We start from the raw sequence: 16,367 nt of genomic DNA on the forward strand, positions 1-16,367 counted from the left end.
CCTTCACGAAGCAGTTATTTCCCTTTAACGGTATTTCCCAAATCTTCGCCACCGAGACGAGGAGGTGTGTCTGCCAAATTTCACCACCCTACAGTGTGTAAGCTCTCAGATATTTCCTGATTACTTGATACAAATGTAACATAACAGTCAAATTATTGCAAATATTTTAACAAAATATTTATATTTTTACATTTATAATAATAAATTTAGCGATTGATTGATAATATACTAATTTGAAATGGAAAATCGTGCTCAAAATTTCGAACCTGACAATCTGGATTTGCAGATTCTGGCGATCCTTATGGAAGATGCAACTATCCCTTATACCGAAATTGCAAAGAAACTAATTGTTTCCGGGGGTACTATTCATGTAAGAATGAAAAAGATGCAGGATCTCGGGGTCATTAAAGGATCCCATTTAATGATTGATCCTCAAAAAATAGGTTATGATATTTGTGCATTCCTCGGTATATTCCTTGAGAAAGGGTCGCAATATAAAGATGCGGTAGAGAATCTCAGAAACATCAAAGAAATTGTAGAGCTCCATTATTGCACAGGTTCATACAGTATGTTTGCTAAGATTATTTGCAGAGATACAAATCATTTAAGACATGTACTTAATGAGGATATACAGGGAGTTAAGGGGATACAGCGGACAGAAACGTTTATATCGTTGGAGGAGAGTATAAAACGTCAGATCACCTTACAATAAAATTATTGGGAATATAACTCTTCTGGATGTAACCTGGTTCGGGGATTCTTCGTTCAAACGATGCTTTAAACGAAGGATCGCCGAAACTGACCCTTGCCAGACCCCTACAAGGTATTGTAGTACCCTCAGGCGATAAAAACAATTTTTTTCTGATCGATGCTTTAAATATTAGCTCTATTTAGCTTCTAAGTACATTACACTTTTAACTGCAGCAATCACTTTTTCTGCATTGGGAAGCGCTTCTTTTATCAATGTTGGCGCGTAAGGTAATGGAACATCGGCACAAGTTACACGAAGCACCGGCGCATCAAGGAAATCAAAGGCATCTTTTTGGACTTTAAACGCTACCTCGGTAGCAATTGATCCCAAAGGCCAGGCCTCTTCGACAAACACCATCCTATTTGTCTTTTTAACAGAAGCAATAACAGTTTCATAATCGATTGGCCGAACCGTACGAAGATCTATTACCTCAGCATTGATACCTTCCTTAGTAAGTTCTTCAACAGCTGGCATCACCACACGTGAAAGCATTTTTCCAAAAGTAACAATCGTTACATCAGTTCCTTCTTTCACAATATTTGCTTTGCCTATTTCAATGTAATATTCTTCTTCAGGAACTTCGCCTTTATCGCCGTACATCACCTCAGATTCCATAAAAATAACTGGATCAGGATCTATTATTGCCTGTTTCAACAAGCCTTTAGCTTCGTAAGGTGTTGAAGGAATAACTACTTTTAGCCCCGGGCAGTTTGCATACCAGTTTTCAAAATTCTGGGAATGCTGTGCGCCAAGCTGGCCCGCATTACCTGTCGGGCCACGGAAAACTATAGGGCAGGAAAATTGCCCGCCACTCATAGAGAGCACTTTTGCAGCGGCATTAATCACCTGATCAATAGCCACAAGAGAGAAATTGAATGTCATGAATTCAATGATTGGGATTAACCCATTCATAGCTGCACCAATCCCAATCCCCGCAAAGCCGAGCTCAGCAATGGGTGTATCGATGACTCGCTTTGCACCAAACTCATCAAGCATACCCTGACTGACTTTATATGCTCCATTGTACTCAGCAACTTCTTCACCCATTAAAAAGATCTTATCGTTTTTACGCATTTCTTCATTTAATGCTTCGCGAAGTGCTTCTCTGAACTGTATTTCTCTCATGTGTAAAATTCAAATTTTGGAACAAATATAAGTTTAATGTTTGAAAACCAAACCTTATCGGACGGAGGGTAACTGTATTATTATTAATAAAATTCAAAATATTTTGCCATGCTTAGTCCCAGAGATACCTTTCATCCTATGGTATCTCCTGTTTTTTCATGAGTCCACGAAATTCATCCTTAAAGTTTTGACTTTTATGATGTTCACGTTGGTTTGCAATGTAGTTTATGATCCTTTCCACTTGATGATGATCGACAGAAAAAGCACCATATCCATCTTGCCAATAAGAGTTATCAAGCGATTTATCTTTAGTTTTGAACCATTTTGAAGAATGAGATTTAAGATCCTCCATCAACTTTATAAGAGCTAATTTCTTTGAAAGCATACAGAGAATGTGAACATGATCCGTATATCCCCCGACCTTTAAAGAATAACACTCTTGGCTTTTGCATATCCCTCCAAGATAAGCATGAAGTTCCTCTTCAAATGGCGAATAGATCAATGGTTCACGGTATTTTGTACTAAAAACGATGTGCAGATAATTCTTAACAAGTGACTGTCCCATGGTTGCCTAGGTTCTATCTCCTAATTTAAAAATTGGTGCTTGCTTACGCCCTTCAGGGTTTTAATGTGTTACATTAATTAGCGATGGGTTGCACCCATCGCTAATTGTGCCGCCCTTTCAGGGCTATTCCCCCAATTCCAAAATGCAAAGATATGTGCTCCAAAGTTCCATCAGATGCATGCTCACCTTAGATATGAAGCCCTGTAAGGGCAGAATTCACCAACATAGGGCGAAGTCCTATGTTTTTATGCGTAGCTGGATATACGTACCTGTATATATGCGCACCGGATAAATGCTGCCCCTTCCTGCCGAAAGCTACCTCTGACAAATCCCCTTAAAAGCACAGTATTTGCAAGTTTCCAGATTTGTCGTCTGACGGAATGGAATACTTAGATCAAACATCTCACCTAGTATCTGAGAGAGTTTAATTTCAAACTGTTCTTTGAAATAGTCGAGGTTTTTATCAGAGAGCTGTAATCCACCTTTGCGCTTTTCACTAAATAAGGTGCCGCTTTTGAAGTCCTTTACCGCATAAAGATGGGGCTCAACATTTTTTACAGCTCTTGCTTTCTCATAGACGTACGTGTAAAAAAGCGTTTGTAAAAGGGCTTTGTTCTGGTCTTTTCCTTCTTCTGAAAAAAGACCCTCGAAATCTTTATACTTCAGCTGGTCTTTGCCGGTTTTATAATCAACGATCCGTACTTTTCCCCGGTGAGAATCTACCCGGTCAATAATGCCAAGCAGCCTTACCTGCTCTTCTCTACCTGATACCTGCAATTTGAATAATGGGGTATAGCTATCCTTATTCTCCAGCTCAACAATGATGAATGGCGTCAGGCTTTCGTCATGCCGAATAATCCGTAATGCATATTGCTCAATAACCTTTAATATGATCTGTTGTAGAGCATCATGTTTCCGGAGCGGACTTTTTGGGTCGGTCTTCAAAGTGACAGTTAACGCCTCAGCACACATAGAAGGCAAATTCTTCTGCTGTAATTTCAGGAATTCAATTGTGACCTCGCTGCCAACCGAATTCGTGTAATACATTTCCATTACCGAATGAAGCATCGTTCCCACGAGGTTTGAGCCAATTTGGTCAGGCAGATCTTTAGGCTCTTTTAAACCGGCTATTTTGCTATAAAAGAATTTCAGCGGACAGCTAACATAGTCAGTAAACGCAGTCGCTGATATCTTCTTTTCATACTTTAACTCAGAATTTCGCTTAAAATATTTCTCGAGCCTTTCCCGAACCAGGCCAGTTTTTTGTACAATAATTTTTTGCTCACCGTAGTTTTCCACGGCTTGATTCTGCTGGATAACATGATTGAACCTGCAATTTGTTTCAAATTGAAGCTGTTTGATAAAGCGGCTTTCTTCCCCTGTGCTTTTCTCATCAGTTATTCCATTATAAACCAATGTGATCTTCTTTGCGCAATGAAGGAGGCGGTAAAAAAAATAAGAAAAAATCGAATTCTGATTTTCGAGTACAGGAAGGCCAAAGGCTCTCCTCACATTATCCGGTATAAATGATGGAGTTATGCTGACCTTTGGTAACACTCCCTCGTTCATGCCCAGAACTACAAGTTCGTCAAAGTCAAGACAGCGGCTTTCCAATAAACCCATAACCTGCAATCCTGATAAAGGCTCCCCATCAAATGGAACCGACAATCCTGCCAAGGCTCTCCTGATAGTCCGGAAAACAAACTTTGCACCCATTTCCGGGACTGCAATGTTCTGTTCAAGCTCTTCAAAGCTGTCTGAAAGAACGTTTAATGTTTTTACAGCCTCTGCGATTAAGAGGCTATCCAGCTTCCGCAGGGTTGCCAGCTGTTCTGATATGATCAACAATAGACTACCAAATTTTTTAATAGTATCTGCCGCACTTTTGTATTGGGAAAAGCTTAAATCAGCGCTTTTACTAAGCAGGCGCAGTTCCTGCAGATCAAATCGCGATTTTTTTTCTTCGACTATTTTCCAATGAAGTCGGTTTCTCTGATCAGCGTTAATATTAACCAGCGGATTTAGAATGAAGGTCAGAACCTTGTGGTATGATATAGAAAGTTGATCGCCGGATGAAATTTCCTCCTGAATTCCGAGCCATAGATCGCAAAGACCAAACACTGCCGACTGTTCAAATGGATAACCCATTGTTATGTTCAGGTTGTCATCAGCAACAGTTTGTAAAACCGGGAGCAGCAAAGCCTCATCAGCAAGAATTATCGCTTTAGTGTCAGCATTGGCGGCATTAGCGTTTGAAATTAGATTAGTCAACAATTTACCTTGTGCAACATTACCTAATGCCTGCACAATTGTAAACTCCTTTTCAGGATCATTGATCCGATTAGAGATTATTTCAAACTGGTTTAGCAGCCCGACCGTCTGTATATTTCTCCTTATAAAATAACCTGCTTCCTGGTTCAGGTCACCGAAATAATGTTCGTCCGAATCAAAATAAAACGAGCATATTCCCTCATCCTGCCAGGTTTTGAACAATAGTTCTTCCGCTTTAGAAAGCGCATTAAATCCTACGAACACGACATGAGAAAATTGCTCCAAAAAGTCCGGATTAGCTGAATTGGCCTCAGCAAGATTACGGTACATTTTGGCGCTGCTTACAAGATTTTGTTCGGCTAGCCTTCCATGAAAGTTATTGTATAGTAAGGGCATTCTGTGCCACATTTCAATAAACTTTTCCTGAATTTTGCTTTGCTTCTCCCCTGAAAACGAAGACCAGAAAGATTTCATAAATTCAAGCTGCTCATCTTCAAAATTCGGAAATTGATGCTGCAACTCAGCAATGCTGCCAATCAGATTGAATACTTTGGCTGGATCTGCGAGGTAATAATCGATCTGTGAGAAATCCGAAACAATAATCTCAGCAAGAGGGTAAAAAACATCTGCACTTACTGCTTCTCTGCCTTCCGACCTTAGTAAAATATTATATTCAGTAAAGAGCACAAAAAACTGCTTGAGCTGCGATGCAGAAACTTGTGTTGTTGATGCCGAGAAAAACTGCTGAATGGTGTAGAAATGGGGACTCCAAATAGGCTTGCCACTTATTTCAGAAAGGTATTTTTTTAAAAATAGTTGCGGTCGCTTATTATTAAAGACAATTGCCACATTTTGAAGATCTTCTCCAAAACGTTTCAGCAAATCATCTGCAACCCGATATAGAAATTTATCGCCCACCATTATCCGACTTTTTGCAGTTTACGTCCCTGCGCGTACCATAAATAAGCGTGAACATCTTTAAAATCACCCATTTTCATCAGACTATCACGATATGAGCAGATATCGGCAACATATTTATTTTGTTCGGTGCCAAATTTGAAATCGAGTAATACAGCATAATCTTCAAACACAAACAATTTATCGGGCCGTTTAACTGCACCTTCACTGAGAATAATGTCCTTTTCGCTGATGACCGACTTTGCTGTTTTAAACCAGGTTCTTATTTCATCCTGCATCAGAACGTCATTCACAGCCGCTTTGATCTCCGCTTTTTCTCCTTCTCTAATAAAGCCCTCCTGAACCTTTTCGTCAATAAGCTTGTCGAGTGAGTCAAAATTGTTTATGGTTTCCAGAACCCCATGCAGCACTATGCCTTTTCTTTGGCGGGCATTAAACCAGGTATCCTGATTCTGGCTATTTCTTTTGAAACGTTCGGTCAGTTCCTCATTGATTTGATACCTCTCTATTACCAGCGGATCGCTTTGGGTCTGCGGAACCTCCGCACGCATGATAGCAGTGTCTCCAAAAATAAAAGTTTGATCTTCCTGAATGAACTCTGGATCGTTACTACCAGCTGCACTTAGCAAGTCCGATAAAATAATTTGTATATCATTAATAGAATCTGATTTGGGTTTTTTAGGGAGTTTCGGGCAAATCATACACAGATAATCCTTCGCGCGGGTAGTAGCTACGTAAAGTGTATTAATAATGTCCATGTAATTGAGTAGCATCTCCTCAAAATAATTCTCCGCAAAGGATGTCGAGGCCAGGCCTTTATTATAATCAACCGGCAGTGAGTTAAATTTCCCGAAGCCCGCAGCATTTGCATCAACCCACAATAATTTTTTAATATAGCCGCTGGAAGTGTTCAATTTCCAGGTGATGAATGGAATGATAACCGCACGGAATTCAAGTCCCTTTGACTTATGAATGGTCATGACCTGAACTGCATCCTGATCTGATGATGATGGTAATGCTTTAGCAGTGCCTTCAGTGTCCCACCAATCCAAAAACGTCCCTACTCCCTGATCTCCGCCCGAAGAGAATACAGCTACCTGATCTCTGAAGGCTAGTAAAAAAGGAATATGGCTGGCTGTATTACTTCTGCCCAATTCATAGACATTTATCAGCTTTTCAATAAGTTCTGAAACCGGTAGCTGTCGAAATAAGGCAAATTCAGCGCAAAGCCTGAGCGGCAATATATCGCCAAGGTCAGCAATGTTTTTCAGTGCGAGTTCAACCCAGTCGTTACCTGCCAAATCAATGATCTCATTGTTCGAATGTTTTATTTGATGCCACAACCGTGCGCATTCCGTTTTAAAGATTCCGTTCTCATGCTCCGGTACTGACAGAACCTTTAACGTACTGATCAAAAGCTGAACTGCAGGATTATTCACAATCTTCAACGCTTCACCGGATATAACCTGAAAACCTTTACCCGCTGCCAAACTCAATCTGTCCTGATTACTTTTAATGAAAAGGCAGGTCAGGATCTCCGCAGCTTCACTGTTTGTTTTAACAAGAATGCCAATATCTTTCATCGCAATCCCGGCTTGTAGGAATTCAATAAGCTTGGTTATGGTATATGCAGATGCAATTGTTTGATCTTCCTCGTCCTCAAACTCTTCATCTTTTGAAAAAAACTTTATCTCAACCTTTCCACCTGGCGGGGTGAGGTCGGTAGTGTTTTGCAAACTACCTTCATATGCTTTTTCAATCAGCATATTGTTCTCCCTGCCCCAAATTTCATGAAGATGTTCCCGGGCGCTTTCAGTGAAAATTTGATTGATTTGTTGCTGCAATAGTCCGGGAAGCTTTGAGTAAAGGAAATTATTAAAAAGAATAATATTTTTAGAGCTCCGGCGATTGAACTCCAGGTTCTCCTCTATAACATTATCAGATAATAGGTCTTTGCTTAAATTACTGTGAAGGATTCGCCAGTCACCATTTCTCCACCTATAGATCGATTGTTTCACATCACCCACAACCAGATGTTCCGATTGCTCTCCTTCGCTTTCCGCAATAGCGTTTTTAATTAGAGGGAGGAAATTCATCCACTGAAAAGTGCTCGTATCCTGAAATTCGTCGAATAGAAAATGCTTGTATTTATTCCCCGTCTTCTCCCAAATAAAGGAGGGATTATCTACATCAGATCCAGTAATTCCTCTCAGCAGCTGTTGAGCATCACTAATTAACAATGTGCGGTTTTCCGAACGATAATTTTTGAGAAGTTCAGCCATTCCCTGCATCAGGCGAAGGTAGGAACTGTTCTTACTTATGGCCAGGTAAGTTTCAAATTGTTCACTGCCCTCGTTGTAGAACTGGATTAATGATTTAATGTCCGGATTTAATTGGTTATACAAAGCCTGTACTCCGCTTCTGTCACTTAACGATCCATGCGGCCACTGATCAAAATCGTCAATGAGCTTTTCCAAATGGGATATCTGGGAAAAATCTTCAGCCAAAATTTTTTCAAGTTTAAGGAGAGGATTTCGTGACTTCTCTTTAAGCTCGTCGGCCAATATTCCGGAAAAATCAAAGGCTTCCTTAATATTGCTGATTCTTTCTAAAACATCATCCTTAAATTCCTTGATACCAGTTCCAACTATTTCCCTGAGAGTATTAAATTCCTGGCCCTGTTCATCTCCAAGGGCAAGCATAGCTTCCTGAAAAGGATAATATCTTTCTTTAAAAATCTCATTCGCAAGATCTTTTAGAACTCTCTGATAGTCCCAATCCTTTCCATCGCTAATACGGTCGATGGCCAGGTTAGTGACCCATTCAAGCAAATCCGGATCATGCTCAAGATGCAAATTCAGTGCTTTTATCAACTCATCCTTTACCTTGTCCTGGTTCATCTCCAGTTTGTACCCGCTATCAAGATTCAGCTCAAAAGCGAAGCTTCTTATAAGCTGCTGTACAAAGCCATCTATCGTGTTTACAGAAAACCGGCTGTAGTCGTGAAGAATGCTACTGTAAATTTCTGAGGCTTTTAACCGAATGTCCTGATCACTGAACTCAGGATAGTTTTCCTTAAGTATATCACTGAATTTTGACTTTTCGTATCCCGATTTGGCAAGCTCTTCCAGAGAAGTAAGGATACGCTCTTTCATCTCGGCTGTAGCTTTATTAGTAAAAGTTACTGCCAGAATTTCCCGGTACTTGCCCGTTCCGCTAAATAACAGGAGCAAGTAATGAGCAGTCAGGGTGAAGGTTTTACCTGAACCCGCCGATGCACGAATTAGTTTGAGAGGCTTCTGACGGGCCATAGCGGTTCTTTGATCAAGTAATTATGATGGCCGAATTAGATGACAAATTTCGTTATAGGGTTATTGGTTTACTCCATCTCCATTCTTGAATGCGGCACTTATACTGACCGGCAGTTTTCCTTTAGCTTTAAGAGTTCCGGTGATGATACGCGCACTAGCTCTTTGGGCTTCCACTGAATTTTGATAGTTTAATACAATAGTTTTAGCACCTTCGATACCAGGTAAGCCCGCTATTGTATAAGGATTGGCGAATAAGACCATCGTGCTATTCATTTTTGCAAGCTCAGCGATAAACAACTTTAGCGTATTGCTGTAGTCTAACACTGCTGCAGGGCGCCTGCGCGAATCATGTATGGCTACTATTATCTGGTCATAATTACGAAGTTCTTTGCTAATATTAACAACATCGTTATTCGAAGCATCTTTCGAAAGTATAAAGTGAAATGAATTATCGAGACCGGGTCTTAACATAGTGTGGAATACATTGGAACCAGTAGCGCCCATACTAATAATTGCCGTTTTCTTGTTCTTATCAAAATTTCTTATCTGGCTGTCGCTATTTAAAATCGTAACAGCAGCATCTGCCAAACGTTGGTTTAGGGCAATCGACTCAGGCCGGTTAAGTTCCGGGACCACGTTAGTGGTTTTTAATGCTTGCAAATTGTTAAGCCCCACCCAATATTTGGCCAATAAAACCTTCTTCACGCTTTCATTAACTCTTTCCCAGGTAAGACGTTTGGTTCGGATTGCACTACGCACGAGTCTGATTGCTCTGGCTGAATTTTGGGAAAGTTCAATTACATCATTTCCTGCAATAATCCCACGCACATCTGCTTCACCACCAGGGAAGAATTTTACAACACCTTTCATCTCCATCGCATCAGAGAAAATAAGTCCTTTGAAGCCCAATTCTTCTTTAAGTATACCAGTAACAATAGGACGTGACAATGTGGAAGGAAGATTCTTCGTATTATCAAGAGCTGGAATATTCATGTGGGCGATCATTACACCAGAAGCTCCCTGTTTAATGAGTTCCCTAAATGGATACATCTCCAGCGAATCCAAACGCGCGCGGGAAAATGGCAATTGAGGAAGGTCATAATGAGAATCGACGTCTGTATCGCCATGGCCTGGGAAGTGTTTCAGGCTTACCATTACACCGTTATCCTGCAAACCTTTCATGTACGATCCTGCCTTGGCAGCGACATTAAACTTATTGTCGCCAAAAGAACGATAACCAATGACCGGATTTTTTGGATTATTATTTATATCTGCATCCGGAGCAAAATTAACATGCATGCCTAACCTTTTAAAGTCAAGAGCTACTTGTCTTCCCATCTCATAGATAAGACTATTATCCTGAATCGCACCCAAAGTCATCTGATATGGGTATGAAATGGTACTGTCAAGCCTCATGCCCAGACCCCATTCCCCATCCATTGAAATCAGCAGAGGTACTTTACTTAGGGACTGATATTTGTTCGTAAGAATAGTCTGCCTCCCCGGCCCTCCCTGGAAAAATACCAATCCACCAATATTTTCCCTTTTAATAACCTGAGCTACAGAATCTTCAAATGCCTTACCTTTATCTGTATGCGCCCTAATCATAAAAAGTTGAGCAATACGATCGTGTCTGTTCAGTTTTTTAAATACTGAGTCAACCCAAGCATTAGGCTCATTTAATGATTGTATAAAAGGCTTTTTTGCCTGAGCCATACCGACGATTGGAGAAACTAAAAGAATAATGGATAAAAGTATTTTAAACATTTGATACATGATGGGTAGTCAATAGAATCCTGTGAAAATATTATTAAAGAAAAAAGTTAGGAATAGCAAAATTAACAAAAAAGTTAGGCTCAGGCTTAAAGAAATGCTAAACATCCATACGGAAACTTCATTTTTCAATCTTGGTTTAAGAAATTTATATAGTAAGTATATCCCTGCGCAATTGAGGACTAAGTAAAAAAAGCACAATAGAACTAGATACATTTGGTGAATGCTTGGCCAAATAAAAGTATAAAATTAAACTGGCCATGAATAAGACATGCTGATATTTAACGTATTTACGAATTGACCATTCCCTCTGTGGCATCATTTTTCTTTTGACGCTGTCAATAAGCTCGTTCATCATCAAACACTTGTTATCTATCCTATAATTTGACGAAATAATCCTAATTGCAAATGATTGTCAATCAAGGCTTGGAACGCTCAATTATAACTTTAATAAATAAATTACCTGTTTTGGCATGATTGTTTCATTATGTCTGCAATAAATTAAACATTGCAAAAAATACTATGAAAAAAATAATCATTTTAAGCGCAGCATTGCTGTTTGCAGGTTTTGCTCAGGCACAAACCACTAAATTTGGAATTAAAGCTGGAGTGAACATCGCAAAATTTGCGGGTGATCCAGATCCTAACAGTGAGTTCAATACAGGTTTGGCAGCGGGACTTTATGCAAACGTGCCCTTTTCATCAGGGTTTTCATTTGAGCCTTCACTAGAGTATTCTCAAAAAGGAGCAGAATTTACAACCGCTCTTAGAAGTGAGGTGAAGACCAAAATTACTTACCTTGACCTTCCGATCATGTTTAAGTATAATGTAACGCCAAATTTCGGCTTACTAGCAGGTCCTCAAGTTTCTTTTTTCCTTGACCAGGAAACGAAATTGGTTAACGGAAGTTCATCCACAACATTTGAAGGAAATAATGATTCCTACAGAAAATCCCTTGCTGGAGGTAAATTGGGATTGAGCTACAATTTCGGTTCTGTAATGATGAATGCCAGTTACGCAACAGATTTCCAAAACCTTTACAGCGATGATTCAGGCAACAGAGACCTGAAAAATCAGGTAATTAACGTTGGCCTTGCTTTTGGTTTTAAGTAAGATCAAATTAAAATAAAAAAGCCCCCGACACAATCGGGGGCTTTTTTATTGACTGATTTTTCTTTTATTGTCCATGTATCAGAATCTCCGAAATCTTCCATCCCGACTCGGTTCTCTTGAACTTAAATGATAATTTGTAAGTTCCTGAGATGTCCGCGCCGCCCGAGGCAGATCCTTCAACTGTAAAATCCGCCGAACCTCCTGCTTGCTGCTCTGTAACCATAAAAGATTTGTTCGTCGCTGTCGATTTTTGAATGTCGTAAACTGTACCGGTAAATGCTTCTATCGTCAATTGTTTACTTACAGATTCACCCGTAGGCATATAGGTCATGCATTCACTGGTAAAATTTGTATTCATCCAGCCCTTATCTTTTTTCGACATTGCTAATGCAAAACCATCCGCAAGAGTCGACAGATCTTTTTGATCATCCGCCCGGGTTAAAGAAAAAACCTGGCAAACAAAAAATAAAGCTATTATTATCAAACCTATACTTTTGATTTTGAAACTATTCATATTCTACTATAAGTACTTGGTAATTTCCGGAGACATTGGAGTTACTGCAGAACGAAATCTGTGAATGAGCTCACCTTTTTCATTAATCAGAAATTTCTCAAAGTTCCATTTGATTTCACCTGTAAAGTCTGGGTTATTGGCAGTTGTCAGAAACTTGAATAAAGGACTGATGTCGTCGCCTTTCACACTGATTTTTTCAGCGAGGGGGAATGTAACACCGAAGTTTTTCTGGCAAAACTCTTTAATGTTAAGGTTTTCCCCGGGTTCTTGTCCGCCGAAGTTATTAGCAGGGAAACCTATAACTACCAATTTTCCTTTATACGCATTTGCCAGTTTTTGCAGGTCAGCGTATTGCTTGGTATAACCACATTTTGAAGCGGTATTAACAATAAGGATCTTTTTCCCTTTATACTTTTTAAGATCCAATGTCTTACCATCAATATTTTGAAGCTTAAAGGTGTAGATCGTCGCTGGAGCTGTCGACAGAATCATTGCGAGAATTAATACGAGTGTTTTCATTTATCTATAATTTCTTTTGGGTAAAAAAAGCTTGTTAGGCAGTTTGGTAGCTATAAAATTACTGTATAAGTTTCGAAATATTGAAATATTAAAACTTCTAGTAGTATGATTATTACATAGATATGTTTCAAGGTATTTAAAATAGGTGATTTATTCATAAGAATCGGATTCAAAATGATACGGTTCGTCTCAACTGTGGTTCAAAATAATTTTCCAGGCTTGCAAAATAAATTATGAATTGTAAATTACCATTTCAATTTATATATAAAATTATGTTAAAACGACTTTTGACAGTTGTAAACCTTCTAGCAGCCATTTCCAGTTACGCGCAGGATAAGCCTATGGTTTTTAAAGGTGCCCTTATTTATACTGTAGCAGGACCACCTATTCAAAACGGGACGATAATCATTCATAAAGGAAAAATCGTAAGTACCGGACCTTCAGATACGAAGATCCCATCTAATGCTGTAGTAGTAGATGCTACTGGTAAAGTGATTATGCCGGGATTGGTTGACAGTCATTCTCATCTCGGTGGTCCGGAAGGTGGTGATGCTTCAGCGGCCCTAAATCCAGATGCTAGAGCAATGGATGCAATAAACCCTACAAGTGATGGATTTAAAAAAGCATTGGCAGGGGGAATTACTACCGTTAATGTTATGCCCGGGAGTGGCCATCTTATGAGCGGGCAGACCGTTTATTTAAAAATGCGGGAGGGTAAGATCATTGAAGACTTGTTAATCATTAATGAAAAAGGATTGTATGGGGGACTCAAAATGGCTAATGGTACAAATCCCATGCGAACAACTCCAGGAAATTTCCCCGGTACAAGAGCAAAAAGTGCAGCAATGATGCGGGAGTTATTTACTAAAGCTCTTGAATACAAGAGTAAAGCGGATAAAGCTGGAAGTGATACGTCGAAAATGCCCGAAAGAGATTTGCGAATGGAACCATTGTTAGAAGTGATTTCAGGAAAGCGTATAGTGCATTTTCACACTCACATGGCAAATGATATTCTTACAGCAATCCGTTTGGGTAAAGAGTTTGGGTTTAAACCTGTGCTTCATCATGTTTCTGAGGGGTGGAAAGTAGCCAAAGAAATAGCAGAAGCTGGACTTGCTTCATCAATTATTACCATAGATGCGCCGGGCGGAAAGATGGAAGCAATGGGACTATCCCTTGAAACGGGCGCCGCCTTAGAACGGGAAGGTGCTGCTGTTGGGTTTCATACAGATGATGGTATTACGGATTCCCGTTTGTTTATTCGTGGTGCTGCTTTAATGGTTAGAGAAGGGATGAGCCGGGAGAAAGCTTTAGAGGCTCTCACATTTGCTGGTGCGAGGATGTTGGATCTTGGAAGCAAAGTCGGCTCTTTAGAAAAAGGTAAAGATGCCGATTTTATCATCCTCAATGGTGATCCTTTTAGCATTTATACAAAGATAGAACAAACTTGGGTTGAAGGAATAAAACGATGGGATATCTTAAACCCTAAAGATAAAGCATTCTTAACGGGCGGTTATGATGTTTATTCACCTATTCGCAGCGAATTTCATCATCATGCCGGAGAGCAATAATTTAGGTATTTCAACAGGTTGTCAGTAATTAGCCTGCCTGCCGGTAGGCAGGTTGTTAGAACTTAGATTTGAATATAATTCGCACGCTAGCACATGATGTATTCTCCCGTTCAATTTTTTATCCTAGAGCATAAGTAAAAATGAAAAAAATCATAACAATTATTGTCCTTTTATTTGGTTCAGCGACTCTACAAGGACAAATAGCCATTAAAGCTGAAACAATTTATACCGTTTCAGGAAGTCCAATCAAAAACGGGATAGTGCTGGTGAAAGATGGGAAAATCGAAAATGTAGGCAAGGGTTTAACTATACCTGAAGGATATAAAATTTTTGAGACTAAAGTACTCAGCCCTGGTCTTATCGATGCTAAAACTCTGGTTGGAATATCTGGTTCGCTAAATATTCCTACGGATCAGGATCAGTTGGACAAAACCAGTCCGATACAACCAGAGCTCAGGGCTATTGATGCATATAATCCAGAAGAAAATTTGGTTAAAGTTGTTCGCGACTACGGCATTACCACTATACATACGGGTCATGGAGTTGGCGCATTGGTAAGCGGACAAACTATGATTGCTAAAACAAAAGCTGGAACTGTAGAAACGGTTATTATACACCCTTTGAGTATGTTGGCAATGACACTCGGGCCATCCGTATCATCGAATTTCACATCCCCAGGCACCAAGGCTAAACAAATCGCGATGATTCGTACGGAATTTATTAAAGCCCAATTTTACCAAAAAAAACAATCAGACAGCGACACTAGTAAACGCCCCGCTGCTGATCTCAAAATGGATGTATTAGTAAAATTATTAAAAGGGGAAATTAAAGCCCTGATTACCGCGAATAGCAGCAATGATATTATGGGTGCGATTCGTCTGGCAAAAGAATTCAATTTCAAATTGGTAATTAATGGTGCTGCAGAAGCCTATCGCCTGATACCAGAAATCAAAGCAGCCAAAGCAGAAATTGTATTGCATGCGACCATGGCAAGAAATGGTGGTGATATGGTTAATATGAACCGGGAAAGTGCAGCCATACTTACTGCTGCAGGCATTCCGGTAAGCATCGAAAGTGGTTTCGAAGCTTATGTTCCTAAAACACGGATCATTCTCTTTGAGGCCGGCCAGGCCATGGCTCATGGGCTATCTTTCGACGAAGCATTAAAAACTATCACATTAAACCCTGCCAGACTACTAGGTATAGAAAAACGTGTAGGTAGTATTGAAAGAGGAAAGGATGCCGATTTGGTTTTATATGATGGTGATCCCTTCGAATATCTTACCAAAGTTTGTGTAGTAATTATTGATGGGGTAGTCGTAAAGGAGGGATGTAAATAACTATTCCTGCTGATGATTAAGAATTTTGAATTCGCGTACGATTCTCTGTCTGCCCATGATTAAGTATAAAAGTCCTGTGACCGTGAATACTACAATAAAACCGATTGTCCACATTATCTTTTCGTCAAGAGTTATTTTATCAGATTTAAATATTTCATAAAGCGCAATTATTACAAACACCAGGCTGAACAACAAACCAAATAGTATTAATATATGCCCTCCGGGGATATGCATAATTTTTGCAGCAAATCCAATGATTCCCGTCACAACGCTCAAAAAGAAGGCGATTTTGTATAGAGTTAGTCTTGACATGCTTTTCTTTTTTGAATTAAGATAGTTACTATATTTCCAAATCTTATCAAAATTGAAAACAACTCATTAAGTTCCAAAATTCCGAAAAAAAAAGAGTCCTGCCATTGCCGGCAGGACTCCCCTTTAACACCTCAAACCTCAGACTTCAGTCCACAGACCTCTACGAGCATCCCCCCTGCGTACCGCAGTTCAAACACTTATAACATGTGCCCGATCTTACCATGATATGACCACAATTACCACAAGCCGGAGCGTCAGACTGTCCGCCACCAGAAATATCAAGA

At 39.7% G+C, this 16,367-nt stretch carries 12 protein-coding genes; 4 read left to right on the forward strand and 8 right to left on the reverse strand.

Features of this window, described 5'->3' with window-relative positions:
• Positions 1-238: 238 nt before the first annotated feature.
• Positions 239-712 carry an Lrp/AsnC ligand binding domain-containing protein gene (locus tag ACLL8Z_RS14590; protein WP_411275528.1) on the forward strand — a complete coding sequence of 158 codons (474 nt, stop codon included), beginning with the start codon at positions 239-241 and terminating at the stop codon, positions 710-712.
• Between the two features lie 174 nt (positions 713-886).
• Here the strand turns inward: ACLL8Z_RS14590 and ACLL8Z_RS14595 are convergent, their stop codons facing one another.
• The 5 genes from ACLL8Z_RS14595 to ACLL8Z_RS14615 all read right to left on the reverse strand — a co-directional run bounded on the left by ACLL8Z_RS14595 (position 887) and on the right by ACLL8Z_RS14615 (position 10,708).
• Positions 887-1,876 carry a pyruvate dehydrogenase complex E1 component subunit beta gene (locus tag ACLL8Z_RS14595; protein ID WP_411275529.1) on the reverse strand — a complete coding sequence of 330 codons (990 nt, stop codon included), beginning with the start codon at positions 1,874-1,876 and terminating at the stop codon, positions 887-889.
• Positions 1,877-2,012: 136 nt separating this feature from the next.
• A complete protein-coding gene (gene tnpA / locus ACLL8Z_RS14600) occupies positions 2,013-2,441 on the reverse strand; it encodes an IS200/IS605 family transposase (protein ID WP_411275530.1) in 429 nt (142 codons plus the stop codon).
• A gap of 315 nt (positions 2,442-2,756) precedes the next feature.
• Positions 2,757-5,633: a PD-(D/E)XK nuclease family protein gene (locus ACLL8Z_RS14605; RefSeq protein WP_411275531.1), complete on the reverse strand. Its 2,877-nt coding sequence runs from the start codon at positions 5,631-5,633 to the stop codon at positions 2,757-2,759.
• Positions 5,633-8,941 (reverse strand): UvrD-helicase domain-containing protein, encoded by a 3,309-nt coding sequence (locus ACLL8Z_RS14610; RefSeq protein WP_411275532.1) that lies wholly within the window; start codon positions 8,939-8,941, stop codon positions 5,633-5,635. Before ACLL8Z_RS14610 ends, ACLL8Z_RS14605 begins: the two co-directional genes overlap by 1 nt.
• Before the next feature lie 60 nt (positions 8,942-9,001).
• Positions 9,002-10,708: a glycoside hydrolase family 3 protein gene (locus tag ACLL8Z_RS14615; RefSeq protein WP_411275533.1), complete on the reverse strand. Its 1,707-nt coding sequence runs from the start codon at positions 10,706-10,708 to the stop codon at positions 9,002-9,004.
• Positions 10,709-11,236: 528 nt separating this feature from the next.
• Between ACLL8Z_RS14615 and ACLL8Z_RS14620 the strand changes: the two genes are divergently transcribed.
• Positions 11,237-11,827 carry a porin family protein gene (locus tag ACLL8Z_RS14620; RefSeq protein ID WP_411275534.1) on the forward strand — a complete coding sequence of 197 codons (591 nt, stop codon included), beginning with the start codon at positions 11,237-11,239 and terminating at the stop codon, positions 11,825-11,827.
• Between the two features lie 64 nt (positions 11,828-11,891).
• Here the strand turns inward: ACLL8Z_RS14620 and ACLL8Z_RS14625 are convergent, their stop codons facing one another.
• Positions 11,892-12,341 (reverse strand): hypothetical protein, encoded by a 450-nt coding sequence (locus ACLL8Z_RS14625; RefSeq protein WP_411275535.1) that lies wholly within the window; start codon positions 12,339-12,341, stop codon positions 11,892-11,894.
• Between the two features lie 6 nt (positions 12,342-12,347).
• Positions 12,348-12,860, reverse strand: a complete 513-nt coding sequence (locus ACLL8Z_RS14630; protein WP_411275536.1) for a glutathione peroxidase — start codon at positions 12,858-12,860, stop codon at positions 12,348-12,350.
• Between the two features lie 272 nt (positions 12,861-13,132).
• Here ACLL8Z_RS14630 and ACLL8Z_RS14635 point away from each other — a divergent pair, with 272 nt between their 5' ends.
• Together ACLL8Z_RS14635 and ACLL8Z_RS14640 are read left to right on the forward strand one after the other, a co-directional pair.
• Positions 13,133-14,431 (forward strand): amidohydrolase family protein, encoded by a 1,299-nt coding sequence (locus ACLL8Z_RS14635; protein ID WP_411275537.1) that lies wholly within the window; start codon positions 13,133-13,135, stop codon positions 14,429-14,431.
• A gap of 140 nt (positions 14,432-14,571) precedes the next feature.
• Positions 14,572-15,771 (forward strand): amidohydrolase family protein, encoded by a 1,200-nt coding sequence (locus ACLL8Z_RS14640; RefSeq protein WP_411275538.1) that lies wholly within the window; start codon positions 14,572-14,574, stop codon positions 15,769-15,771.
• Here ACLL8Z_RS14640 and ACLL8Z_RS14645 read toward each other — a convergent pair whose 3' ends face one another.
• The gene (locus ACLL8Z_RS14645; RefSeq protein ID WP_411275539.1) at positions 15,772-16,083 is read right to left on the reverse strand and encodes a hypothetical protein; all 312 of its coding nucleotides are present in this window, start codon (positions 16,081-16,083) and stop codon (positions 15,772-15,774) included.
• Between the last annotated feature and the right edge of the window lie 284 nt (positions 16,084-16,367).

Source organism: Daejeonella sp., assembly GCF_046590655.1.
GTDB lineage: Bacteria > Bacteroidota > Bacteroidia > Sphingobacteriales > Sphingobacteriaceae > Daejeonella.